The sequence below is a fragment of the Actinopolyspora sp. BKK2 genome, assembly GCF_011291845.1.
Classification (GTDB): domain Bacteria; phylum Actinomycetota; class Actinomycetes; order Mycobacteriales; family Pseudonocardiaceae; genus Actinopolyspora; species Actinopolyspora saharensis.
Genome location: NZ_JAANTE010000015.1, coordinates 1 through 25,103 on the forward strand (window position 1 = coordinate 1; position 25,103 = coordinate 25,103).

General features: G+C 69.7%; 17 protein-coding genes and 2 pseudogenes. 8 read left to right on the plus strand and 11 right to left on the minus strand.

Going from position 1 to position 25,103, the window contains the following annotated elements:
* The 6 genes from G9Q41_RS21005 to eccD form a co-directional block, all read right to left on the minus strand.
* Nucleotides 1-2,025 (minus strand): hypothetical protein (locus G9Q41_RS21005; protein ID WP_207631677.1); only part of this gene is annotated, 2,025 nt, incomplete at its 3' end.
* A gap of 111 nt (nt 2,026-2,136) precedes the next feature.
* Nucleotides 2,137-2,514, minus strand: a complete 378-nt coding sequence (locus G9Q41_RS21010; protein WP_092520899.1) for a hypothetical protein — start codon at nt 2,512-2,514, stop codon at nt 2,137-2,139.
* 126 nt (nt 2,515-2,640) lie between these two features.
* Nucleotides 2,641-2,931, minus strand: a complete 291-nt coding sequence (locus G9Q41_RS21015) for a WXG100 family type VII secretion target (protein ID WP_092520901.1) — start codon at nt 2,929-2,931, stop codon at nt 2,641-2,643.
* A gap of 46 nt (nt 2,932-2,977) precedes the next feature.
* A complete protein-coding gene (locus G9Q41_RS21020) occupies nt 2,978-3,307 on the minus strand; it encodes a WXG100 family type VII secretion target (protein WP_165633978.1) in 330 nt (109 codons plus the stop codon).
* 159 nt (nt 3,308-3,466) lie between these two features.
* Nucleotides 3,467-4,900 (minus strand): type VII secretion protein EccB, encoded by a 1,434-nt coding sequence (eccB, locus tag G9Q41_RS21025; RefSeq protein ID WP_165633979.1) that lies wholly within the window; start codon nt 4,898-4,900, stop codon nt 3,467-3,469.
* A 95-nt stretch (nt 4,901-4,995) separates the two neighbouring features.
* Nucleotides 4,996-6,393 carry a type VII secretion integral membrane protein EccD gene (gene eccD / locus G9Q41_RS21030; RefSeq protein ID WP_165633980.1) on the minus strand — a complete coding sequence of 466 codons (1,398 nt, stop codon included), beginning with the start codon at nt 6,391-6,393 and terminating at the stop codon, nt 4,996-4,998.
* Nucleotides 6,394-6,535: 142 nt separating this feature from the next.
* Here eccD and eccCa point away from each other — a divergent pair, with 142 nt between their 5' ends.
* Nucleotides 6,536-10,531, plus strand: coding sequence for a type VII secretion protein EccCa (eccCa, locus tag G9Q41_RS21035; RefSeq protein ID WP_242687739.1), 3,996 nt, complete (start codon nt 6,536-6,538; stop codon nt 10,529-10,531).
* A gap of 50 nt (nt 10,532-10,581) precedes the next feature.
* On the opposite strand, the gene mycP is transcribed toward eccCa, so the two are convergent.
* Nucleotides 10,582-11,853, minus strand: a complete 1,272-nt coding sequence (gene mycP / locus G9Q41_RS21040) for a type VII secretion-associated serine protease mycosin (protein WP_207631679.1) — start codon at nt 11,851-11,853, stop codon at nt 10,582-10,584.
* 71 nt (nt 11,854-11,924) lie between these two features.
* Nucleotides 11,925-14,534: a hypothetical protein gene (locus G9Q41_RS21045; RefSeq protein ID WP_165633981.1), complete on the minus strand. Its 2,610-nt coding sequence runs from the start codon at nt 14,532-14,534 to the stop codon at nt 11,925-11,927.
* 277 nt (nt 14,535-14,811) lie between these two features.
* Between G9Q41_RS21045 and G9Q41_RS21050 the strand changes: the two are divergent.
* Nucleotides 14,812-14,918: pseudogene (locus tag G9Q41_RS21050) on the plus strand (IS200/IS605 family transposase); the annotation flags it as partial.
* A 591-nt stretch (nt 14,919-15,509) separates the two neighbouring features.
* Here the strand turns inward: G9Q41_RS21050 and G9Q41_RS21055 are convergent.
* Complete coding sequence (locus G9Q41_RS21055; RefSeq protein WP_165633982.1) at nt 15,510-16,277, minus strand: IclR family transcriptional regulator; 768 nt, start codon at nt 16,275-16,277, stop codon at nt 15,510-15,512.
* A gap of 147 nt (nt 16,278-16,424) precedes the next feature.
* On the opposite strand from G9Q41_RS21055, the gene G9Q41_RS21060 reads away from it, so the two are divergent.
* From G9Q41_RS21060 to G9Q41_RS21075, 4 genes are all read left to right on the plus strand, one after another.
* Nucleotides 16,425-17,780: an NAD(P)-binding domain-containing protein gene (locus tag G9Q41_RS21060; RefSeq protein WP_165633983.1), complete on the plus strand. Its 1,356-nt coding sequence runs from the start codon at nt 16,425-16,427 to the stop codon at nt 17,778-17,780.
* Between the two features lie 63 nt (nt 17,781-17,843).
* A complete protein-coding gene (locus tag G9Q41_RS21065) occupies nt 17,844-19,187 on the plus strand; it encodes a TRAP transporter large permease subunit (protein ID WP_017975475.1) in 1,344 nt (447 codons plus the stop codon).
* Between the two features lie 40 nt (nt 19,188-19,227).
* Nucleotides 19,228-19,494 (plus strand): hypothetical protein, encoded by a 267-nt coding sequence (locus tag G9Q41_RS21070; protein WP_017975474.1) that lies wholly within the window; start codon nt 19,228-19,230, stop codon nt 19,492-19,494.
* Between the two features lie 808 nt (nt 19,495-20,302).
* A complete protein-coding gene (locus G9Q41_RS21075; protein WP_165633984.1) occupies nt 20,303-21,673 on the plus strand; it encodes an SLC13 family permease in 1,371 nt (456 codons plus the stop codon).
* A gap of 21 nt (nt 21,674-21,694) precedes the next feature.
* On the opposite strand, the gene G9Q41_RS21080 is transcribed toward G9Q41_RS21075, so the two are convergent.
* Nucleotides 21,695-22,399 carry a FadR/GntR family transcriptional regulator gene (locus G9Q41_RS21080; RefSeq protein WP_092520913.1) on the minus strand — a complete coding sequence of 235 codons (705 nt, stop codon included), beginning with the start codon at nt 22,397-22,399 and terminating at the stop codon, nt 21,695-21,697.
* Nucleotides 22,400-22,503: 104 nt separating this feature from the next.
* Between G9Q41_RS21080 and G9Q41_RS21085 the strand changes: the two genes are divergently transcribed.
* Nucleotides 22,504-23,727: a CoA transferase gene (locus tag G9Q41_RS21085; protein WP_165633985.1), complete on the plus strand. Its 1,224-nt coding sequence runs from the start codon at nt 22,504-22,506 to the stop codon at nt 23,725-23,727.
* The gene (locus G9Q41_RS21090; RefSeq protein WP_165633986.1) at nt 23,727-24,497 is read left to right on the plus strand and encodes an enoyl-CoA hydratase/isomerase family protein; all 771 of its coding nucleotides are present in this window, start codon (nt 23,727-23,729) and stop codon (nt 24,495-24,497) included. The genes G9Q41_RS21085 and G9Q41_RS21090 overlap by 1 nt, the downstream gene beginning before the upstream one ends.
* Before the next feature lie 39 nt (nt 24,498-24,536).
* Here the strand turns inward: G9Q41_RS21090 and G9Q41_RS22820 are convergent.
* A pseudogene (locus G9Q41_RS22820) lies at nt 24,537-24,974 on the minus strand (transposase); the annotation flags it as partial.
* Nucleotides 24,975-25,103 lie beyond the last annotated feature (129 nt).

The window sequence follows — 25,103 nt, forward strand, 5'->3', positions numbered from 1 at the left end:
ACTGCTGGTGAGGTCGTCGAGGGCCTGTTGGCCTGCTTGTCGGGCGGCGCCGGTGGCGTCGTTGAGTGCTTCGTCGACGGCTTTCCGGTTGAGTCCGGCCTGGTCGCTGCCGGAATCGTTGGCGTTGTCGGTGGGCTCGGAGCTGCTGGTCCGCATCCCGTCACCGCTGCCGCTCCCACTGCCGCCGTTGCCACTGCTGGTGAGGTCGTCGAGGGCCTGTTGACCCGTTTGTCGGGCGGCGCCGGTGGCGTCGTTGAGTGCTTCGTCGACGGCATTCTGATCGAGGGCCGGTTCCTGCTGCCCGTTGCCACCGGTCCCGGAACCGGTGCCGTTGTTCTTGCTGTTTTTGCTCCTGTTGTTCCCCGCGGTACCGGAACCGCCGGTACCACCACTCAGCACACCGTCCCCGCCGGCAGCTTGTCCGGTGTTGCCGCCGGTGCTGCCGGTCTCGTTGCTGCCCTCGAACTGGGACATGGCCTGCCGGCCCGCGTCGCGGGCGTCCTCGGAGGCGTTTCGAGCCGCGTTCAGTGCCGCTTGCCCCGAACCGCTTCCGTTGCCACCGCCGGAGGCGACGTCCTGCGCCCGGCCGGTGGAGTCCGAACCGCCGTTCGCCAGTTTCGACACGGCCCGCTCGCCTCGGTTCTCGGCGTCCTGCCGAGCCTGCCGGGCGAGCTCTTCCTGCCGGGCTCGCTCCGCGGCCAGCTCTTCCTCGTTCAGTTCGCCGTTTTCGTTCCTGCCGCTTTCGTTCAGCGACTCAGCGGTCTCGTTGCCGTACTGGTTCCCGTTCCCGTACTGGCTGTCGCTGCTGTTCCCGTATCCGTTCCCGGAACTGTTGCTGTCGCCGTACCCGTATCCGTTTCCGGTCCCGTTTCCGGTTCCGGTCCCGTTTCCGGTTCCGGTCCCGTTTCCGGTTCCGGTCCCGTTTCCGGTTCCGGTCCCGTTTCCGGTCCCGGTCCCGGTCCCGTGTCCGTTCCCGCCGCCGGATTCGGTGTTGGGCAGGGGGGCGACCAGCCTGGTGGCGGGCTGGGAATCGGCCAGCGGAGTCAGCGAACTCCCCGAGGACTGGTAGGTGTCGGCGACGGTGGAGACCACCTCGCGCGCGTTGTCCAGGATCTCTTTCGCGATCTTCTCGGCGGATCGGGCGGCTGCGGCTGAGCCCTTCACCGAGGACCCCAGCGAGGCGAAGGCCTCGGCGTAGGCCGAGGCCTCGGCATAGGCCTTCACCAGCGGGATGACCGCGTTCTTTCCGCGTGCGGCCATGTCACCGGCCTCGGTGATGCCTTCCCGGTAGCGGCCGTCGCGCAGCGAGGTGACGATCTTTCCGGATGATTCCAGCAACTTCTCGGAGTACTGCTGGAAAGCCTTGCCCGCTTCGCCTTCGAAGGAGTCCTTCAGCTTGTCGACTTGGTTCCGGAAGGACTCGTGCGCCGCGGAGAGCTTCTCGGTCATGTTCCCGAAAGCCGTGCCTGCTTCGCGGAGGCTGCCCGCGTCCCCGCTGAGCGCCTGCACGATCTGGGACATGGAGAACTGGCTGTAGTCCTCCAACGGCGCCGGGGGAGTCGAGCCCCGTGATCCGGTGGATTCGTCGCTGGAGTGCTCGGTGCCCTCGGAGTCATCCACGTCCACGTTCTCGTCGGCGTCGGAAATGGTCTCCGTGGAGCCGTCGAGATAGTCCTGCGCGTCCGCGGACTCCTCGTTGGTGTACTCGTCCGCGCGGTCCAGGGAGTCTTCCGAGTCGCTTTCGGAGTCGTCCCGCTTGTCGTCGAAGTAGTCCTGGTTGATCGAGATGTTGTCGTAGTCGCCGCCGTCCTCGGCGACTTCTTCGGGGGAGTAGTAGTGCCGGACGCCGTTGTCGTCGGTGTGCTCCTCCCTGCGCTTCTTCTCCTCCTCGGTGAGTTCTTCGTCCTCGCCTTCCTCGTTTCCCTCCTCCGTCTCCTCGTCTTCCTGGTTCTCCCCGTTCTCGTTCAGGGCGTTGTCGTTCTCCTGGTAGTCGAGGCCGTGGTCGGTGTCACCGAGGGAAACCATGGGTGTGCTCTTCTCCGGTTCGAATGCGGCGGAGTTCCCGTGGAACAACGAAGTGGTCTACGAGGTGACGGATCTGGACCTCGGGGAACTCGGTGCGTCCGGGACAGCGGTTCAGACGGAGTCGGTCGTCTGCGGCTGGGAAAACTGACTTTGCATCCTGCTCACGCAGCTCTGCAGCTCCGCGTTGAGCTTGTTCATCTGCTCACCGTTGCTCTGGTCCACCTGTTCGATCTCCGTGGCGATGTTCTTGAGTTGCTCGGAGACCTCCCGCAATGTCCGCTGCAGTTCGTTGCAGTGCTGGTGCAGGACGTCCCTGCGTGCGGTGATGAGCTGGTTGAGCCAGGAGCCCACGGCGAATTCACCCGCTTTCGGGTGCACGTCGTTGAGCTCGGAGAAACCGTTGACGTCGGCGGCGATGTCGCCGATGGCATTGCCCGCCTTGCGGACCTCGGACGCGTCGAGTGAGGTCTGGCTGCCTTGGCTGCTCATTCGGGGTGATTCCTCGGTTGGGCGTTGTCCGGGGCGGATCGCTCGGGGACGGTGCGCGCACGTGCGGCACCGGGCGGTGCGGTCACCGCTTCCGGTGCCGCGCTCGTGCACCGCTTCGCGGTGGGGTCAGTCGAAGTTGCCCGCCAGCTTGCGGTCGGTCTGGTTCATGTCCTCCTGGCCCTGGTTGGTGGCCATGCGCAGCCGGCTGAGCATCTGGTTCATCGCGTCGAAGTCCGCGCGGATCTTGCTCGCGAGCTGGCTGTAGGTCTGCGAGCTCTGCGAGTCCCAGTCCTGCAGGGCGTGCTGCGTCTGCTGGCGCAGTTCGTCGACCTGCTGCTGGATCTGCTGGGTGACCCGCTGCATGTCGTCGACGCCCTGCTGCAGCGCGGCGTACTGGTACTGGATCTCGTCGGCCATGGGAGCTGCTCCTGGTACGTGCGGAACGCGGGGTGTGGGGTCGGTTTCAGGACAGGAAGCTGGACAGCCCCGGGGTTTCCACCCGGCTGATCGAGCCGGCGACCTCGGAGTCCTGGTTCTGGGTCTCGCGTCCGGTGCGGTTGACTTCCTCGGCCATCCGCTCCAGGTTCGTCACGATGTTCTTGCAGGCCTGGTCCCACTGCTGGTGGACGTTCTTCAGGCTCGTCATCATGTCGCCGCGGTTGGCGCCGGCCAGCATGTCGATGCTGCTGGACAGCGTGGTCCGCTGATTGGTGATCTGGCCGGCGACCTCCTCGTGCCGCTGAGCGAGCTGGGCCAGGTTGGACTGGGTGAGCCTGGTCTGCTGTGTGGCCATGTTGCCCTCTCTTCCGTGCTCGTCGGGCGGAGCGATCCTCCGCCGGCGGAATCCTGCTTGTGCCGTTGTCCCCCCCGTGACTGCCGTGGTCAGCCCATCATCCGCTCGCGCCGTGCGGGCCGGTGTGCGGCCTGTTCTGATTCGAAACAGGGATATCCTTCACGGGGAGGAATCCCCCGTCGTGCCGGGTTGTCGGGTGACCGTGGCGGTGTTCGGGTCCAGGGAGGGACCCGAGGGCAGCAGCGACAGCAGCGCTCCGGGGACGGGCACCGGGTCCGCCCGCTCGTAGCCCAGCACTCCCGCCACGTCCGGTGTGGCCAGCGGGTACTTCACGCCGAGGCCGGTGATCAGGTAGTTCGTTCCGCCCGCTACGCCGGGGGCGGGCAGGTCGCGGGCCAGCACACCGCGACCGGACGGGATCGTGATCCGTTCGGCGGTTTCTCCGGACTCGGGGGGCGTTGTCGTGCCGGTGCTGTTCGCGTCGCGGGGGGCCACCGCGAGGGTGGGTGTGCTCGACTGGCCCGAACCCACCCGGAACGAGGCGCACGGGCGGGTGCCGCCGTCCTGGCTGATCTGTTCCGGGGTCGGTGGTGTCGCCGGGTAGCCCTGCGGGGTGGTGTCGGTGTCCGAGATCGGTGTGCTGGACAGGGCTTCGGGGCCGATCTCGACCGGCTGCTTGCTGTCCGGAGTGGACGGGTCGGCCAGCATCAGGCTCGCCACCAGCGGGGTCAGCGTGGAGAGCCCGTCGGAGCGCATCACGTAGAAGGAGGTTTTCTCCTCCAGCGCCGGGTTGCGCATCTCGTAGATCCGACCCACCGTGGCGGGCCGGCCGGCCACCGCCGGTGCCGGGCCGCCCGCGTCCGGGATCTCGGGGGCGGCGAGGTCGGGGCCGCTCGGCAGGGTGTTGAGCCAGGAGGTGGTCACCGGGAACGGGGTGACGTCGCCGTATCCCAGGGCCTCGGTCACGGAGCTTCCGGTCAGTTTCAGTCTGCTGCCCTGCCACAGCAGGTACTTCGTCCCGTCCGGTGTGGCCACGACGAGTCCGTCGTCGGTGCCGAGTTCGTGGCCTGCGGGGGAGCCCACACGGAGGTGGGTGATCGGCACCGTCTTGCCGGAGGGGTTCGTGGTGGTTCGGGCGCAGACCACCCAGGGGGAGCGGCTCAGGTTCTCGCGCTCCGGTATCGAGTCCGGTGCTCCGGGAATGCCGATCGGGGTGCCGCGCGGGGTGCCCCGCAGCGAGTTCCGCGAGACCAGTTCCGGGTCGGCTCCTGGTTCGTCGCGGGCCAGCAGCGCCGAGGCGTAGTTCAGCACCGGGCGCAGCGTTCCGTCCAGGTACAGGTAGCGGGCCCCGGTCTCCTTCTCCACGACGATCGTGCCCTCGGCCTGCCACGAGGTCTTGCCGCCGGGAAAGATCAGCCCCACGATGCCGAAACCGGCCACCACCAGCGCCCCCAGCAGGGTCCCGATGACCGTGCCCATCACGAAGCGGCGGGTCGGCGTGGTCTGGTCGTCCGGGCTCGCCCGCATCAGCGCGGACATCAGGCGGCCCACCACGAAGAAGTAGGCCTGCACCTGGTCGCGTCGAGACTGCATGCTTCTCCCAGGGATGGTTCGTGGCCGGAGCTCTCGGAGCGGTGGGAACGGCCCCGGCCGTTTCGGAGGGGCTCGTTCGTCCGCGGTCGCCGGCGCTAACCGGCCAGGCCGCGCACGAACGTGTAGACGTCGAGCACCGCCAGCAGCAGCGGGATCAGCGCCAGTGCGGAGAACGTCTCCAGCAGGTCGACCGCACGCCCCCAGTACGGGGCCAGTTTCCGGCCGGGCAGGGTCCTGCTGGCGACCACGAGCACCAGTGTGAGCACCAGGCTGGTGGTGAAGCCGGCCCAGAGCCGGGTGAACGGGTCCAGCCCCAGCGCCAGGACGACGCCGTCCAGGGCGAGGGCGTAGCCGGCTGGGACCAGCAGCGCGCAGCGCTGGCGCGCGCTGTTGACGTGGCGGGAGCGCAGCAGGGGCAGCAGTGCCGCCACGGCTGCGGTGGGCAGCGACCAGGTTCCGCCGGGGACGAGCAGCGTCGTGAACAGCACCATCGCGGCCAGCCCCAGGCCCGTGTACAGCCCGGTCATGTACCGGTCGGCCACTGTCGAGCGCTCCACCACGACCTCGTGCGGGAAGGGGGTGGTGTCCTGGCCGAACTCCTCCGAGCTGGTGGGCAGCGGAGGCAGGCTCAGCCCGGCAAGGCGGAAGGAGGAGGTGGGTACGAAGCCGAGCGTGATCAGCACCAGCACCAGGCCGATCCCCGCGGACTGTCCGCTGTCCAGGGGGGACGCGGCGTCGACGAGCGCGGTGATCGCCAGCGGCACGGCGGCGAACAGCCCGCTGACGAACAGCAGCGCGGCCTCGGCCGTTCCCACCAGGCCGACGGCCAGCGCAGCCACCACCAGCACCGCGGCGCAGGCGACACTGGATGAGGGCTGCGCCGCCGGCGTGGGAAGCAGCGGCAGGTACCAGCCGCACAGCGCCGTGAAGGGCAGCGCGAGGCCTGCCAGCGCGACGGCGGTGACCGTGTCGTTCCGGGCGCGTGCCAGCGCGGTGGCGGTCAGCAGCAGCACGAGCGCGGTGCCCGCTGCGGTGAGCGTGCCGGTGAGGTCGGGCCCGCGGGAACCGAGCGCGATGAGGCCGATGACCAGCGCGGTCCCGCCGAAGGCGAGCAGCATCCACCGGCTGAGCCGTTCCGACCACGGGTCGGAGCGGCGGCGCGCCTGCTCGGCGACGCCGTCCACGAGGTCGTCGAAGTCGACGGGCGGGATGCTGTCCGCCCGCGGCCGCAGGTGGACCGTCTCGCCGTCGAGCAGCCCCAGTTCGGCGGCGGTGCGCTCCTCGTCGAAGGGGGCCTTGCCGAACCGCTGCAACACCCACCCCTCGTGTTCGACCCCCTCGTCGGCGAGTTCTCCGCCCGCGTGGCGCAGGATCGCGGGCAGCAGGTCGATCAGGGCGACGTCGGTGGGCAGCGCCATCTCGACCGATCTGTCCTTGACGATCAGACGTAGTCGGCAGAGCTGATTTGTGACATCCTTGGTGGCGTCGTCCACGTTGGTGTCCGGTTTCCTTCCTGGCTGGCTGGCCGAGACCGTGACAACGGCGGAAGGTAGTCACTCGCGCGCGGGGACTGGTGCGTTCGGGTGGCTGCGCCGCAACACCAAGGGGAATCCCGCACCAACGAGGAGAGGCGCGTTGAGTACGACGCTGTTCCGCAGGCCAGCCCGTCGAGTGGGGCCTGCGATGCCCGCGGACCAGGTGGAGCTGCAGGAACCGCCCAGTGTGCCGGAGCCGCAGAGCAACAGCCTGAGCACGGTGCTGATGTACCTGCCGATGGCGGTCATGGCCGGGGCCATGATGATGATGATGCTCTCGTCGGCCCGTTCCGGGAGCATGATGACCTACATCGGTGGCGGGCTGATGGGCGTCGCCATGGTCACCATGGTTCTCGGCCAGCTGGCCAGGGCTTCCACCGACCGCAAGCACCAGCTCACCGGTGACCGCCGGGACTACCTGCGCTATCTTTCGCAGATGCGGCGCAAGGTGCGCGACGCGCTGGGCGAGCAGCACCGGGCGGCGGTCTGGAAGCACCCGGACCCGCGGTCGCTGTGGTCGCTGGTGCGCAGTTACCGGTTGTGGGAGCGCCGCGCGACGCACGAGGACTTCGGCGAGGTGCGGCTCGGTCTCGGTGAGCAGCGTTCCGCCGTCAAGCTCGTGCCGCCGCAGACCAAACCGGTCGAGGACCTGGAACCGCTCAGCGCGTACGCCCTGCGCCGGTTCCTGCGCGCCTACACCACGTTGCCGTCCGCGCCTATCGCGGTCTACCTGCGTGGCTTCGCCCGGGTCCAGCTGCGCGGCGATCCCGGGGCGCAGCGGTCCCTGGTGCGGGCGCTGTTGTGCCAGCTCGCCGCCTTCCACTCCCCGGCCGAGCTGACCGTGGCCGTGTGCGCCGGCAGCGAGCGGCGCGCGGAGTGGGACTGGGTGAAGTGGCTGCCGCACGCTCAGGACGACGGCCGTCGCGACGGGGCCGGGCCGCTGCGGTTGATCGCGGACAACGTCACCGACCTGGAGGAGCTCCTCGGGGGAGAGGCGTTCACCGAGCGCCCCCGCTTCGAGCCCTCCACACCGATCACCGGTGGCGAGCCGTTCGTGGTGGTCGTGGTCGACGGGGTGAACATCCCGGCCGGACACCGCTTCTCCGGGGGAGGTTACCGCAACACCGTGATCATCGACATCGACAGTGCGCTGACCTGGCAGGCCGACCGGTCGGTGCTGCACCTGGAGGTCGACTCCGCCGAGATCCGCACGGTCGACTTCGACCGCGCGGGGCGGGAGAGCACGAGTTCGCTGTGCGAGCCGGACGGGGTGGGGGGCGTGACTGCCTCGGCGCTGGCGCGCGACATCGCGCCGCACCGGATGGGTACCAGCGGCGACTCCGGCGAACCGCTGACCACCGACTACGAGCTGACCTCGCTGCTGGGGATCTCCGACGCGCGCACCTTCGACGTCGACCAGTTGCGCCGGGACCGCTCGGGCTGGCAGCGCCTGCGGGTGCCGATCGGCATCGCCGGCAACGGCACCCCGATCGAGCTGGACATCAAGGAGTCGGCCGAGGACGGCATGGGCCCGCACGGGATGCTGGTCGGTGCCACCGGCTCCGGCAAGAGCGAGCTGCTGCGTACCCTGGTGCTGGCCCTGGTGACCACGCACGCCTCGGACGAGCTCAACCTCGTGCTGGTGGACTTCAAGGGTGGTGCCGCCTTCCTCGGCTTCGACCGGCTGCCGCACACCTCGGCGGTGATCACCAACCTGGTCGACGAGATCGAACTGGTCGACCGGATGCAGGACGCGCTCACCGGGGAGATGAACCGGCGTCAGGAGCTGTTGCGCTCGGCGGGCAACTACAGCTCCCAGCGGGAGTACGAGCGGGCGCGTCGTTCCGGGGTGCCGCTGGATCCGATGCCGAGCCTGTTCGTCGTGGTCGACGAGTTCAGCGAGATGCTGGTCAGCAAACCCGAGTTCATCGACGTGTTCGCCATGATCGGCCGTCTCGGCCGCAGCCTCGGGGTGCACCTGCTGCTGGCCTCGCAGCGGCTCGACGAGGGTCGCATCAGCAAGGTGGAAACGCACCTGTCCTACCGGGTCGGGCTGCGCACGTTCTCGGCGATGGAGAGCCGCAGCGTGATCGGCGTTCCGGACGCCTACGAGCTGCCCACCACTCCGGGCAACGGTTACCTGCGTTCGGACACCCAGACCCTGTCCCGGTTCAAGGCCGCCTACGTGTCGGGTGTCTACCGCACCCCTCGCAGGCAGCGCAGCAGGGAGGTCATCGAGGAGCAGCTGGTGCCGTTCGGCGGTGACCGCGTCGAGCCCCGCGTGCGGCGCGCGGAGGAGCCGCCGCGGGAGCCGGAGCCCGACAGCGGACCGCAGACGTCGCTCGTGGACGTGCTCATCGACCGGCTCAGCGGCCACGGTCCAGCGGCGCACCAGGTGTGGCTGCCGCCCATGCGGGTCTCGCCCACGTTGGACGAGCTGCTGCCGCCGCTGCTGGACTCGCCGGACACCGGTCTGCGGTCGGCCGAGCGCTTCACCGAGGACGGGCTGCGGGTGCCCCTGGGGCTGATCGACCTGCCCGCGCAGCAGCGCCGCGAGCTGCTGACGGTCGATCTCTCCGGCGCCCAGGGGCACGTCGGCGTGGTCGGTGGACCGCAGAGCGGCAAGAGCACCGTGCTGCGCACGTTGGTCTCCGCGCTGGCGCTGACCCACTCGCCCGCCGAGGTGCAGTTCTACGGTCTGGACTTCGGCGGTGGCGCACTGGCACCGCTGCGGGAGCTGCCCCACGTGGGCAGCGTGGCCGGTCGTCTCGACCGGGACCGGGTCGCCCGCACCGTCCAGGAGGTCGTCAACCTGCTGGAACGTCGGGAGGTGGCCTTCCAGGCCAACAACCTGGACTCGATGGCGGCCTACCGCCGGGCCAAGCGCGCGGGACGGTTCGCCGACGAGGACCCGTACGGCGACGTCTTCCTGGTCATCGACGGCTGGTACACGGTGCGCAACGAGTTCGAGGAGCTGGAGGACCGGCTCGGCGAGATCGCCGCGCGCGGGTTGACCTTCGGGATCCACCTGGTCGTCGGTGCCGCGCGCTGGTCGGACATGCGCCCGTGGTTGCGCGGCGTGCTCGGCACGCGGCTGGAGCTGCGGCTGGGCGATCCGGTCGAGTCCGAGGTGAACAGCAGGCTGGCGGCCAAGGTCCCCGACTCGCCCGGGCGGGGGTTGACCACCGACAAGCAGCACTTCCTCGCCGCGCTGCCCCGGGTGGACGGGCGCGCCCGCACCGAGGACCTCGCCGAGGCGGTGACCGAGCTGGTCGAGGCGGTCGCGGTGCCCGGACTCGCGCAGGCGCCGCCGGTGCGGTTGCTGCCGCTGGAGGTGCCCGCCGCCGAGCTGCCGGAACCGCGGGGCGGGCAGACCGGGTTGCCGAAGGTCCCGCTGGGCATCGACGACGTGGACCTCGCACCGCTGTGGCACGACTTCGACCTCACCCCGCACCTGATGATCTTCGGTGACACCGAGACGGGCAAGACGAACCTGCTGCGCCACATCGCGCGTTCGGTGCAGCAGCACTACCGGCCGGACCAGGCGCGGTTGATGTTCGCCGACCTGCGTCGCGAGCTGCACGACGCGGTGCCGCGGGAGTACCAGCTGGGCTACTCGGTCTCCGGCGACACCTTCGCCACCACCATCGAGGAGACCGCCGAGTTGCTCACCGGTCGGCTTCCCGGCCCGGAGATCACCCCGGACCGACTGCCCAAGCGGGACTGGTGGAGCGGTGGGCGGTTGTTCATCGTCGTCGACGACCACGAGCTGGTGCAGACGGGCATGAACAATCCGGTGCAGGCGTTGGCGTCACTGCTGCCGCAGGCCGCCGACATCGGATTCCACCTGATCATCGCCCGCAGCACCTCGGGTGCGGGCAGGTCCATGATGGACCCGGTGCTGCGGCGGATGTGGGAGCTGGGTACTCCGGGGATGCTGTTCTCCTGCCCGAAGGAGGAGGGCAAGTTCCTCGGGGAGCTGCCGCCGAAGGTTCTGCCGGTCGGCCGCGCCCAGTTCGTCAACCGCAAGCGCGCGGTGCGTCTGGTGCAGACACCGCTGCTGGAATCCGCGCCCACCGCCTCCGAGCGCGGCTGATCCACAGCGGACCAGGGGGTGTGCCGGCGGGTGCGGTGTGGCGGGCCGGTTCACGGTGCCGAGGTGTGCGACCGGGTCCGGCCCTGGCTGTCGACGACGTGCACCACGCGCGGGCGCCGCCACCGGCGTCGCCAGCCGCCAGGCCCCAGCCGCGCTCCGAGCGCGGCCAGGCTGATCAGCAGGGTCGTCCCGACGGTGCTGATCAGCACCACCCGCAGCGGGGCCGGGTCGTCGCGGGGCACATCCGGATGTTCGACCCGCCCGGATCCCGTGTCGGACGTGGTGGTGCTTCCGGAGGGCAGCACGCTGGTGACCGCGGAGTACGGGTCCACCACGCCCCAGCCGGTCGCCGCGTTGGGCACGTCCGTGCCGGTGCGGCTCGCGGTGACCTTCACGCGGTGCCGGACCTGCGCCGCGGTCAGCTCGGGGTGGTGGGAGCGCACCAGTGCCGCCGTGCCGGAGACGAACGGTGTGGCGAAGCTGGTTCCGCTGTCCTGCCAGTGCCCCGGGCCGCCGGGGCCGACGCTGACCACGTCGACGCCGGGGGCGACCAGGTCGAGGAACTCCCCGGTCTGGGAGAAGTCCGCGCGTTGGCTGTCGGCGTTGATCGCGCCGACGGCCAGCACGCCGGGGTAGGCGGCCGGGTAGGGGACGGGATTGCCCTGCTGGGCCCCGTTGGCCGCCGCGGCGACCACGACCACGTCGCGGGACAGCGCGTGCTCGACGGCCGCGCGCAGCTCGGCGTCGTCGTAGTTCGTGCTGGCCGAGATGTTGATGACCTGCGCCCCGGCTCGGGTGGCCGCTCGGATGCCGCGGGCCATGGACTCGACCGAACCGTCCTGGGCGGAGTGGGTGTCGCGCACGGGCAGGATCGCAGCGGCCGGGGCGATGCCGGTGAACCCGGTGTCCGGGGCGGGCCGCGCGGCGATGATGCCGGCGACGAAGGTGCCGTGCCCGAGGCAGTCGGTGTCGGCCGTGCTCGTCCCGTCGGACAGGACGTCGACACCGTCGAGCACGCCCCCGGCCAGCTGCGGCGTTGTCGCGTCCACCCCGGAGTCGATGACGGCGACCGTCACCCCTTCGCCGCGGCTGAGTTCCCAGGCGCGTTCCGGGGCCAACCGCTCCTGCGCCCACGGGCGTGAGCGCGCGGTCTCGACCGGCGGGCGGCGACACTGCTCAGCGGCCGATCGGGCCGCGAGCTCGAGCCCGCCGGCTCCGTGGGGAGTCGAAGATCCCGCGGCGGTCTGCGGGGCGCACGCGAGCAGCAGCGCGCTCAGCACGAGTACGAGACGGGTGAGCACCCCTGGGCGACGGGCGGACATGGTTGGTTCTCCCCACCGCGGCTTCCCTGCGGCCGCGTTCGTCGTCGATGGCCGCCTCGGGCGGTGTCGACTCATCGGGCGGTGGTCGCGAGGCCTGCGGCGTCGTCCGGCCGTGCCGGTTCGGGTGCGCCGGCGGGCGGGTGCGCTTCGGTCCCGTCCCGCAGTTCCGCCGGCACCAGCCCCACCGGCGAGCTCATCCGGTCCAGCTGGTCCTGCTCGGTGAGCACGCGCGGTTCGGCGTCGTGCCTGCGGTTCAGCGCGCGCCGGAGTTTGGGCAGCACGGCCAGGTCGGTCTCGTCGAGCTCATCGTGGCTGGTCCGCTCGTCCGGGCGCAGCTCGCGCAGCAGCACTGCGGGGCGAGCGCTCCCCTCGTCCGCAGTGGACAGGACCTTGAACCGGGAGCCGGAGGGGAACACGACCTCCTCGGGAAGCGAGTTCCGCCCGAACAGCGACACGCGGCGCGCCGAGTGCGACCAGATCACCACGTCGCCGTGCTCCTCGTGCGTGCTCAGGTCGTCGGCCGCCGTGGCGCTGAGGAAGCCGGGTTCGGACAGCACCGCGCCCGGTTCGCATCCGTCGACCTCCTCCTCCGGGGAGCCGCCGAAGCGGAAGGACGGGCCGCGGTGCACCGGCAGCCGGCGCAGCCCCGAGGTCAGGCAGGCCACGTAGTCCTGGGCGGATCCGGTGTGTCCCGTGCGCAGCAGCCGGTTCACCGCGTTTCCCCCGTGCTGACCCCGGCCGGTGTAGAGGATGACGGCCACGAAGTCGGTCTTGGCCTCCTCACCCTCGTGCTCCCGCAGCGCGGGGTGGGTGGCCAGCACCGTGTTCACGCCGGGCAGCGCCTCGTCGAAGTCGCTGCCCAGTGCTCGGGCGAAGCGCGAGCGCTCCTCGCTGGTGCTGCGGTGGTGGTGCGGTGTGCCGGTCTCGCTGGCCTGGGCGGCAACGAGTCTCGGCCGCGCGGGTTCCGCGGGGGCGGGGGAAATCGGTTCCCGGTCGGGCACCGGCTCCGGTGGGGCGGCAGCCGGATCCTCGGGTGCTTCCCCGTGCGGAGCCGGGGTGGCCGGCTCCGCGGGGGCGGGTGTGGATGGCCGTCGTGCCGGTTCGGACAGCAGTTCCGCGGGAGGTTCGGAGACCGTGCGTGGGCGGTGCGTCGGCAGCGGTGTGGCCTGGACGGCCGGGTGCTGCTGGGAGTCCATCTCGTCAGTCGGTTCCCCGCGTTCCGCGGAGGGAGGGGGTGCGACGGGTTCGTCCTCGCTCGTGCCGGGGGAGTGCGCTTCGTCGAGCGGGGTGCCCGTGGAGTCCGCGACGTCGTCGGCGGGGGAGATCGGCGGGTACGCCGGAGCTCGTCCGTTCGGTTCTCCCGCGATGGTGGTGAGTTCCGCGCGCATCCGCTCGTCGGCGATGCCCAGGATCAGCAGGCGTACCCGGGCGCGTTGCCCGGGGGTGAGCCCGTCGAGCAGCTGGCGCAGCACGCCCGGTGCTTCCGGGGGGACCGGCAGGTAGGGCAGCCCGACCGAGACGGTCATCCTGTGCTGTTCGAAGGCGATCCCGTCGGCGGCGCCGCCGGTCGTGGCCTGGGCGAGCGGCAGCAGCGCGAGTCCGCCGGGCACGACCCGGGCGACGAGCTCCTCCGGGGCGGGTTCGGCCGGACCGGCCGCGGTGGGACGGTAGACCAGCGGGGAGAGCCTTACCCATCCGCGGGGCGCCGGTGCGGTCAGCGCCACCCGGGCGGTTCCGCCGGCCGGGTGCCACAGGGACACGGGGAAGGGCGACCACGCCTCGCCGCCGTCGTCGTCGACCACCACCTGCTCGTCTCCCGAGCCGTCGTGCAGCACGCGGCCGGTGGTGGCCAGCACGTCGTTGCCGAGCCGCCCGGCGAGGTCGCGCACGCGTTCCGGTGCTCCTTCCGCGGTCGTGCTGGGCACGAGCTCCCACCGTGTCCGCAGCATCCCGGACAACCGGGCCAGCAGGGGTGCCAACCGGTCCACGGGGAGTGCGGCTTCGCCCGGGCTGCCCAGGACCAGGCGGGGGTGGTGCCGGGACTGCGGCACGGTGAGGTCGATCTCGTCGAGGGAGTGGGGAGTCTGCTCGGCTTCGCGGATCCGCAGTCCCGCCGGGATCGGCTCGGCGATCAGGCCGGACTCGATCACCGGATCGGGTGGGAGCAGTTGTTCCCACCGGGGAGTCGGGTAGCGGACGACGTGGGAGCGGGGGGATTGTCCGGGGCGGAACAGCTGCCACCGCCCTCCGGCGGTGTAGAGCGAGCCACCGGGGATCAGCGCCAGCCGCCCGCCGGGGACCAGCACGTCGGTGTCGAGTTCGGCGGCCAGTTCCTCGGCCACCGACCTGCCGTGGGGGCCGGGTTCGGTCAGCCCCGCGACCGCGACCCACAGCCGGCGGGGTGGGTGAGGTGTCGTGGGCGGCGGTGCCGGTGGCAGGGCCGGGGCCAGGGCCTGGCGGCAGGCCTGTCGGAGCGCGTCGAGGAAGCCCGCGTGGCGTATCGCCGCCGCCGAGGCCAGCACGGCACCGTCGGCGGGCAGTGAGGGGACCAGGGAGAAGAACCCGCGTTCCGGATCGTCGGCGTCGGGGTGGTCGAGCACCGCGACGTTGCCGCCGAACCTCTCGATGTGCAGGTCCCGGCCGTGGGGGTGGTTCGTGCTGTTCGCTTCCGGTGTGGGCATCGACCTGTTCTCGTTCGGCACGGTCCGTCCTGTGAGGTCTCTCCGCCGCGCTGGTGCGTCGGGAACCGTCCTACTGCGACAGTCTGCCGCTCGTGGGTGCGCGCTCAACGGGATGTGCCCGCTGCACCGATGCTCGCAGGGAGATCCCTCACCGCTCGGCTCTCGTAGCGTTGGTCGACGAGATGTGGGACGGACGCTCGGGCAGCAGCGGGCTTCGGGAACAGCGTGGCCCCGTACGGCTGCGAGCCCCGCGCTCTCGGGTGTTTCGCGTCGAGGAGGGGCGTGGCTGGTGGAGCTGGGAACGATTTCGGACCACGTCCTCTCCACGTCGGGGTGGATCCACAGTACGGCGTGCACAAGCTTGTGAAGGCCATCAAGGGGAGGACGTCGGGATGAGTTCCGAAGCATTCGCTCACGTCGGTCACCCAGTCGACGGAGACGACGTCTGAGCCGTCCCGGAATCGTCCGGTGCATTCGAAGCACGATGCGGTGTGACAGCGTGCCGGATTGTGAATTCGAGGCCTCGATCTCGTGCATGGGAATACTGGTGAAGTCCTTCCGCCGCTTCCGGACGTGTCGCCGGGAAAACGGCGCGGACCAGCACCATTACCAGCATCGTCGGAAGTGTCGTGCGCAACTCCTTTCTCGTGCTCGTTCTCCTCGTGAGGAGGTCAACATCGGTTCGAGATTGTCCATTTAGGAACTTTTTGCTCGAAGCGGAAATTTTATCCTCGGTGTGTCACCGGATATTATTCGGGGGCGGGAAAGCGGGTTCTTCCAGAGGGAAAGGACAGCGCAATCATACGTTCGATGTCGCGATGGAACTCCTTCGAATTCAGGTCAGGAGGAGAGCGGCAGAACTCGTGTCGGGAGGTTTGTTCCGAAAGCGGGATTGTGCGGAGAGCAGTATTTCTCGGTGGTCGCGCGGTTCCTTCGTCGAGATCGGCGAACGCGCCGAAGTGGAAGGGGCTGTGCTCAGTTGTTCGCGGGGACCCGCGAACCGATGGTGTGCGCCGCGCGGCGGACGTCGCCGGGGAGCGTCGAGGAGTGCACGTCGATGAACGAGTTGGTGGCTCCGCTGAGGCCGAGCGATCCCAGGACGTGCCCTCCGGTGTCGGTGATGAGCGCTGCGACCGCGGTCGTCCCGAACTGCCTCTCGTCGACGGAGATCGCGAATCCGCTCTCGCGGACCTGATTCAGGTCGGTGCGGATGTCGGTCGCATCGCGGACACCGCTGTCGGCGAGGGTGACAGGTTGCATCTCATCCGCCGTGGTTTCTAGGTTGGTCGCACGGTCGCAGGCGAGGAACACTTTTCCCGCAGCACCGGGGTAGAGCGGCAGCCTCTCCCCGATGGGCAGTGAGTACTGGGGGCGTTGTCCGCCCTCGACGCGGTCAATGAGCACCCTGTTGTGCTGCACGCGCACGTACAGCGATGCGGTCAGTCCGGTGACGGTGGCGATCTCTTCCAGCACCGGACGGGCGATCATGCGCAGGGGACTCGTGGTCGTGAAGGCGTGCGCCGTGGACAGGGCGGCCGGTCCCGCGGTGTATCCGTTGGCGTGCCTGCTGGCGTAACCGTGTTCGGTGAGCACGTTGACCAGACGCTGAGTGGTGGCGACGTGTAGCCCGGTGCGTTGGGCTAGTTCGGTCAACCGCAGCGGCTGTTGTGCCAGCTCCAGGAACCTCAGGACGTCGAGGGCTCGGTGAACCGAGCGCATCGGACTGTTCTTGGCCGTCGTCATATTCACTCCCAAGTGTTCGCGACTGATCCTATCACTCCATGAGAAGTTTCCTCGTTGTTCTTGACTGCCTCTCTGGTTTCTCGCACAGTGATTAACCATCTCATTCACATGAAGTTATATATCATAGAGTGATAAAGAGGTTGATTGATGAGGATAGCAGTGCTCGGCCTGGGAGAGGCCGGGAACATCTATGCGGCGGGTTTCGCCGCGGTCGGTGCCGCTGTCGTCGGGTACGACCCGGTGGTGGAGCGGATACCCGAGGGCGTGACCAGGGTCGACAGCGTCACCGAGGCGGTGCGCGGGGCGCAGCTGGTGCTCAGCCTGGTGACCGCCGCACACGCCGTCGAAGTGGCCGCCGAGGTCGCTCTGAACCTGGAGCGCACTGCCGTCTACGCTGACCTCAACGCCGCCTCACCGGAGCGCAAGGCCGAAGTGGCGGCCACGCTGGGCGATGCGGCGCATCGCTGCGCCGACGTCGCCGTCATCGGTTCAGTCCCTCGATTCGGTCAGCGCACCAGCTTGCTCACCTCCGGTCCTGCCTCCGAGGAGGTGGCGGAGCTGTTCCGGACTCTCGGGGCTGACGTCGACGCAGTCGGTGGGCAGGTGGGAGATGCCTCGCGGCGCAAGATTCTGCGGACGGTCTTCATGAAAGGGCTCGGCGCCGTGATCACCGAGACCGTGGATGCCGGGGAGCTGGCCGGTGAGACCGAGTGGGTCCGTGCGCAGATCGCGGGTGAACTCGTGGGCGGCGAGGCCGCCCTGGACCGGCTCGACCGCGGAACGCGCAAACACGCGCTGCGCCGCGCGCACGAGTCGGAAGCCGCGACGCAGCTGCTGGAGTCCCTCGGAGTCGCGCCGCTGGTGACCACGGCGGTGAGCAACCGTCATCGTTCCCTGAGCCGGCGGACCACTCGGGACGTGACGGAGTTGCTGGAGGATTTCACCCGGATGCCCACGGCCGCCATCGGTGACGCGGGAGACCGGCTCGGCATCGTCGATCCGCGCGTGCGTCCGATGTGGCCTGCGGAGCGGCTCACCGGTCGCGCGCTGACCGTGCTGTGCCGCCCCGGCGACAACAAGGGAATCCACCAGGCATTGACCATGGCGGGCCCCGACGACGTCCTGGTGGTCGCCGGTGGTGGGGATCCCTCCCGGGCGCTGATCGGTGAGCTCATCGCGCACCGCGCGATCAATCGCGGTGTGCGGGGCGTGGTCGTCGACGGTGCGGTTCGCGACGTACACGCGCTGCGGGAAGCGGGACTTCCGGTGTGGGCCGTGGGCACCTCACCCGCCGGGCCCTACAAGTCCGGCCCCTATCGGGTCGGCACCGACGTGGCGCTCGGTGGAGTGGTGGTGCACCACGGCGACATCGTCGTCGCGGACTCCGACGGTGTCACCGTCGTTCCGCTGACCGACGCCGAACGCGTCCTCGACGGGGCACGTGCCGTCCTGGACGACGAGGCCAGCCGCTATCAGCGGATCCTCGATGAGCGCGTCGAGTGACCCGCGGAGACGCGTGCCGCCGCTTCCGCCCGTCCCGCTCCAACGACGAAGAGGGAACCCGTCATGCCCATCGGGCTCATCGCACTCGGCGCCTTTATCGCCGTCATCATCGTCTGGAACGTCGTGTTCAAGCGCAACATGGGCGAGGCCATGCTGCTCGGTTTTCTCGTCACCGTCGGATTCGCCGGCGCCGAGGCCCCGAGCATGCTGCTCACCAGCTTACGCGGCGCCCTGGACGAGGAGGTCCTGTACGCGGCCATGGCCTTCGTGTTCATGGCCTACGTGGTTGACCGGACCGGACTCATCGGCAGGATCCTGACGATCTTGAACTCGCTCGTCGGGCGGGTCAGAGGTGGACCCGTTCTGGTCGATGCCACGGGGTCGGCCGCCATGGGGGCCCTGTCCGGATCGAATTCCGGGAACACCGCCGCGACCGGCTCGTTCACCGGCCCGTGGATGATCCGAACCGGGTGGAGTCCGGAGCGCAGTGCCACCTTCATGGCGGGCAACGGCGGGCTCGGCGCGGCGATGCCGCCCAGCGTCTCCATGGTCATCATGATCGGTTTCGCGGGCTCGATGGTTACCACCGGACAGATCTACCTGGCTCTGCTCTGCGCGGGGATCTACCAGGTGGTGTGGCGGGTGCTGCTCGTCGCGTACCTGGTGCGCCGGGACGGGATCCAGCGAGTCTCGGCCGCTGAGCTGCAGCCGCTCCGGCGAGCGCTGTGCGACGGCGGGAGCGCCCTGATCATCGTGCTCGGCGCCGTCGTACCGATCGCGATCACGGTCGGTCCCGTCGCCGGTTTCCTGAGCACGAGCGATCTGCTGGGCGGATCGCTCGACGAGATCTCCATCCTGACCTGGATTCCCATTCTGGTCACCGCGCTGGCGCTGGTGGTGGGCAGGCGCGCGCTGCCGCGCAACGCCCGTGACTGGAGCGATTGGCTGGCCGCGGCGATGCCCCGCTTCACCACCATCGGCGCGCTGCTGTTCTTCGCCGTGGCAGCCAGTGAGATCCTCACCCGTCTCGGACTCGCCGGTGACATCAACGCCATCCTGAACGAGCTGCAGCTCAACCGATACGTGATGGTCCTGCTGGTGGGCGTGCTCATCGCCGTGATCGCCGGGCCGCTCTCCTCCACCGCCACCCTCACCGCTGTTGGGCAGGTCTCGCTGTTCGCCCTCATCTCCGTCGGAGTCGACCCGGTCCTGGCCGTGACCGCGATCCTCGTCTTCGCCTCCACCGAAGGCGCCTCGGCACCGGCCTCCGGCTCGATCTTCGTCGCCGCCGGCATCACCGGCGCCAAACCGGAGAAGATGTTCCTCCCACTGATCGGCTACTACATGGTTCCGGTCACGCTCATCGGTTGCCTGATCGCCTGGGGCGTGCTGCCCGTCCTCATCTAGACAGCGACCGGTGCATCCGTTCGCCGAGAAAGGACACGACATGACAACGACACTCCACACCCCGACGCAGACCGCGTGCCGAGCCGTGTTCATCACGACCTTGCTGGTGTTTCTCGCCTTGGCCGCGGCGTTGGTCGTGGTGCAGCTCGCCGGAGTGCTCCTGCTGCGTCCCGAGTGGATCACCTGGGCTTCCGCCACGTTGCTCGTGCCGAGCATCACCACCGCGGTTGTTTTCGGCCTGACCGGATTCGTCAACGGCTACCTCGTTCCCGCAGAAACCACCGGTGCTGAGGAGGGACCGTCGTAGGAGCCGGCTCGAACCGGAGCAACCGATGCGCTGCTCGGACGGTGTTCTCCGGGGAGTACATCGGTTTGGCCGGGACGGCCCGCGGACAGGCTCACGTGTCCGGACCAACACCGATTCACCCGGGGCCACTCCCACTGCGTGGTCGAGCGGTTACCTCCGACGAGATCGCCCCTGATCGTTCCGGAGGTGCGGCACAAGTCGAGCGCGTGGTGCACCGGACGGAGTCGGTCGGCCGGACGTAGCCCTGGGTCAGGGGCGCTACCGCCGGTTCTCCCCTTCGCCTCATGGGGAGAACCGGCTAACTCGTCCGTCAAGAATGTCTCCGACCTGGCGTTGGTCATTCGGTATCAACAAGAGTCTCGGACGGGAAAGGAGCGGCTACGACGGGCGTGGATCTGGTTGGACGAGAACCTGCCAGCCTCACTCGCATCCGGGAGCTGAGTTCCCGAGCTTCGGGAGCGAACCGCGATGCGCTTCGTGACCGCGTCCCGTCCTGCGGGGTGTGCCGCGTGCCGCCGCCGGCAGGGGCCGCGCATCCGCGCGTTGTCGCCGTGGGAAGAGCTCCGGTGCCCGCGCATTCGTCCGCGGGCACGGGCGACGTCGGGGAATCCGTTGTGGAATGTGTTCAGGCCGGCGCGTTCAACGTCTTGGCGTTGTCCGATTCGTCCGCTCCGTTCCGCGGTGGAGGAGGCGGGTTTCGAAGAATTCTTGACATTCCATCCGCGCGAGATCCATGGTGGCTCATCCAGTAAGCCAGTGCGATGCAGCACACCCTCGGGGGCGCCCTGGTGGCGCGCAAGGAGGCACGGTGTCACCGGAGTTGATATCCATCCTTGCCCTGGTCGTGGCGTTCGTGGTGACCACGACGTTGTCGGTCAACATGGGAATGTTGATGTTGGCGATGGCGTTCCTGGTGGGAACCGCGGTCGCTGGGCTGTCCACGGATCAGATCTTCGCCGGGTTTCCCGGTGACTTGTTCGTGGTGCTGGTGGGGGTGACCTACCTGTTCGCCATCGCCCGCGCCAACGGGACGATCGACTGGATCGTGCGGGGCGCGCTGCGCCTGGTCGGCGGGCGCATCGCGTTGATCCCGTGGATCATGTTCACCATCGGGGCCGTGCTGACCGCGGTCGGAGCCGTGAGCCCGGCTGCTTGCGCGATCGTCGCTCCGATCGCGATGAGCATGGCCGCCCGGTATCGGATCAACCCCCTGCTGATGGGGGCGATGGTGGTGCACGGCACCCAGGCGGGCAGCTTCTCGCCGATCAGCATCTACGGCACGATCGTCAACGGGGTGGTGGCCCGCGCGGGGTTGCCGGCGAGCCCGATCGTGCTGTTCCTGGGAGCGCTGGCGGTCAACGTCCTGATCGCGGGGGTCGTGTTCGTGCTCTTCGGTGGGCTCCGCCTGGCGCGGTCCGGCTCGGCGGCGGTGACCACGAGCGCGGCCGAACCGGCCCTGTCCGGTGTCGCGGCGGGAGCGCGGCAGTCGAGTACGCCTTCCTCGACCGGTGGTGTCGAGCTGTCGAGCACGCACCCCGGAGTGGACGAGCCTGCGCTCGGGGGCGAGACGTCGCAACGGTTGACCGGGGAGCGCGTGGCGACCCTGCTCGGGCTGGTCGCCCTGGTGGTGGCCACGCTGGGGTTCGAGGTCAACGTGGGCTTGGCCGCGGTGACCGTCGCGGTGGTGCTGAGCGTGGTCTCCCCGGGAAGCGCGCGCAACGCGCCCTCCGAGGTGGCGTGGCCGACCGTGCTGCTGATCAGCGGGGTGCTGACCTACGTCGGTGTTCTCAAGGAGATGGGCACGATCGACTACGCCGGCGCCGCCGTGGCCGGTGTCGGTATTCCGCTGGTGGTCGCGTTGCTGCTGTGCTACGTCGGTGGTGTCGTGTCGGCCTTCGCGTCCTCGGTCGGCATCATGGGTGCGCTCATCCCGCTGGCGGTGCCGTTCCTGCAGCAGGGCCAGATCGGAGCCGTCGGCATGATCACCGCGTTGGCCGTGGCCTCCACCGTGGTCGATGTGAGCCCGTTCTCGACCAACGGTGCGATCGTGCTGGCCAACGCCAGCGGTTTCGACCGGGACGCGCTGTTCCGCAAGTTGCTCGTGTACGGCGGTGTCGTCGTGGTCGCGGCGCCGGTGCTGAGCTGGTTGCTCTTCGTCGTGCTGCCCGGGCTCGGATGAGCGGGACGGGAGCTCGCGCGGTCACTGCTGCTCGGGGTTCCAGCTCAGCAGCCGCACGCGGCTGACCGTGGCGATGTGCTCGCGCATGGCGGTCACCGCGCTCTGGGAGTCCTGCTCCCGGACGGCCGCGGCGATGCGCTCGTGCTGGGCCAGCGAGCGGGCGGGGCGATCGGGCTGTTGCAGGGACTCGTGGCGGCTCTCGGCGACCTGCTCGGAGATCTCGTGCATGAACTCGGCGATCAGCTCGCTGTGGGCGGCCGTGGTCACCGCGGCGTGAAACCGGCGGTCCCCGTCCTCGCCGAGCCCGCCCTCGGCGACGTCGGTGCGCATCGTCTCCAGCGCCGCCTCGAGGGCGGTCAGGTCGTCAGCGGTCCGGCGCAGCGCGGCCAGTTCGGCCGCCTTGGTCTCCAGGGCTTCGCGGGCGTCGAGGACGTCCGGCAGTCGACGCCTGCGTTCCACGAGGGTCGAGATCGGCTCCATGGTCAGGCTGTCCTGGCGCAGGAACGTGCCGCCGCCGTGGCGGATCTCGACCAGCCCCTGCACTTCGAGCACCACGATCGCCTGCTTGATCGAGGCGCGGCTCACCCCGAGCTGCTCGGCCAGGTAGCGCTCGGAGGGAAGTCGGTCACCGGTGGTCAGGCCGGCTTCGGCGACGTACTCGCGGAGCTGGGCCAAGATTTGCTCGTACAGGCGCGCTCGGGGGACTTGGTGCAGGGAGACGGACACCGGACCTCCTTGACAGGGTGCACCCAGGGTAGCATCCTCGGCTGAGACGGTAAGTGGATGAGCCACTCGACCAATTTTTTCGACGTGTCACTCGGAGGTGGGGCATGTCCGACGCACAGCAGAGCTCTCCGTGGCTCGAGCACGACGGGGCGTTGCGGGGGCTGCGCGTCCTCGATCTCTCGCGGATCCTGTCCGGTCCCTTCGCCACGATGACCCTGGCCGACCTCGGCGCGGATGTGATCAAGGTCGAAAACGAGCACACCGGCGACGACACGCGCTCGTGGGGGCCGCCCTATCTCGGCGACACCGCCTCCTACTTCCTGAGCGTCAACCGCAACAAGCGCGGTCTCGCCGTGGACCTCAAGTCCGAGGAGGGCAACGCGGTCGTGCAGCGGTTGGCGCGGAGCGCCGACGTGATCGTGGAGAACTTCCGCCCCGGCACCGCAGCGCGGCTGGGGCTGGGCTACGAGCAGGTCGCGGCCGACAATCCCGGCATCGTCTACGCCTCGATCAGCGGCTACGGCCAGACCGGCCCGTACAGCCAGGAACCCGGTTACGACGCCATCGCCCAGGCCGTGTCCGGCATGATGAGCGTGACCGGTCAGCAGCACGGCCCCCCGGCGCGCGTCGGGGTCTCCAGCGCCGACCTGGCGGCGGGCATGTGGGCCACCATCGGGATACTCGCCGCGCTGCGTGAGCGCGAGCGCACCGGCGCCGGCCAGTGGGTGGATGTCTCCCTGCTGGACGGGCAGATCTCCTGGTTGACCTACGTGGCGGGAGGCTACTTCGCGACCGGAACCGTGCCGGACCGTCACGGCTCGGCCCACCCCACGATCGTTCCGTACCAGGCCTTTCCCACCGCCGAGGGCGAGATCATGGTCGCGGCGGGCAACGACGGGCTCTGGCGCGCCTTCGCCGAGGCCATCGGTCTCGGCGAGTTGGGCACGGATCCCCGGTTCGCCACCAATCCCGATCGCGTCCGCAACCGGGAGACGCTGGTGACGTTGGTCGAGGACGCCTTGGCGCGGCGCTCCGCGCGGGAGTGGGCCACGATCCTGGCGGAGGCGGCCGTGCCCGCGGGGCCGATCAACACCGTCGAGCAGGCCCTGGACCATCCCCAGGTCGCCGCTCGCGGCATGATCAGCACCACCGAGCACCCCAGCGCCGGAACCGTGCGCACGCTCTCTTCGCCGATCGCGTTGTCGAGCAGTCCCACCTCGGTGCGCTCCGCCCCACCCCAGCACGGTCAGCACAACGCCGAGATCCTGGCCGGTCTCGGTCTCGACGCCGAGCGCCTCTCCGCGGCGGCACGGAACGAGGTGCAGTGATGAGCACCGAGTTGTCCGTCCCCGGTGCTCCGGGGGTGACCGTGCGGGACACCGGGCCCGTCCGCGAGCTCACGATCGGCACCGGAAGCAAGCGCAACGCCCTGACGAGCCGGGATTGGGACGCGCTGGCCGCGGCCGTGCGCGATGGTGACCGCGGGGGGTCGACCAGGGCGATCCTCATCCGGGGGCGCGGGGAGACGTTCTGCGCGGGCTCGGACATGAGCGAATGGGTCGATGCCGACTCCGCGGCCGTCGAAGACGCCTTCGCCCGCATGGAGGCCGCCTTCCGCGCGGTCGAGGAGTGCGCGCTGCCGGTGATCGCCGAGATCCGCGGCACCGCCGCCGGTGCGGGATGTCAACTCGCCCTGGCCTGCGACCTGCGTTTCCTCGCCGATTCGGCCCGCATGGGGATGCCGATCGTGCGGTTGGGCATCAATCCCAGCCCCGCGTTCGCGGCTCGCATGCTGGCCGTGGCGGGGGCGTCGACGACCCGGTACCTGCTCTACACCGGAGTTCTGCTCGACGCGCCGCGGGCGGTGGCGTGCGGGCTGGCCGAGCACCACCTGCCCGAGGGGGAGCTGGCCGAGTTCACCGCTCGAACGCTGGACCGGAGCACCGCCCAGCCCCCGGCGGCGCTGCGCGCGGCCAAACGTGCCGTGTCCGAGGCGCTGGGTCCGGTCCGGGAGGCCGCGGCCGGGCAGGAGCACGCCATGATCACGCCGGGGGAGTTCCAGCACGGCATCGCGCGGGTGCTCGGTCGTCCCGCGTGACTCAACCCGCCACCGGAGCCGGAGAGTCGGTGGTGTCAGCCCGGCGGCGAGGATGGTGCGGGCTGCATTGCGGTCGCGGTCGTGGACCACCAGCTCACGCCCGTACCGGGCGGCTTTCTCTGTCAATAGCCGCCGGAAGGTTCCCCACGAGGCGTCGTGCACACTCTTGGCCAGCCGGGTGCGAGCCAGGCCGGACACCGCCAAGTCCTCCAGGATGATCGCTTGGTTCTCACGAACGAGCCTGGTGGTTTCCTTGTGCAGCCAGTCGGCTCGGGTGTCGGCGACTTTCGCGTGCTGCCGGGCGAGCCTGCGGCGTGCCTTGGCTCAGTTGATCGATCCACGCTGTTTCCGAGACACCGCGCGCTGTGCCCGCTTGAGCGTGCGCTCGGCGCGGCGCAGGAGCCGGGGGTCGATCACGCGGCCGTGCTGGTCGACAGTGAATGCCGACAGGCCGAGATCACGCCCGCTCTCGATCTCCTGGCCGTGCTCGTCGGGGCCGGTCGACGCGGCGGTCCGGGGCCACACCGGCGAGGTGATCGCCTCGGAGTTCCTCGTTCGAGTCGGGGTCGCTCGTCGCAAGCTTCGACCGGTCGCGCCCCGGTGCGG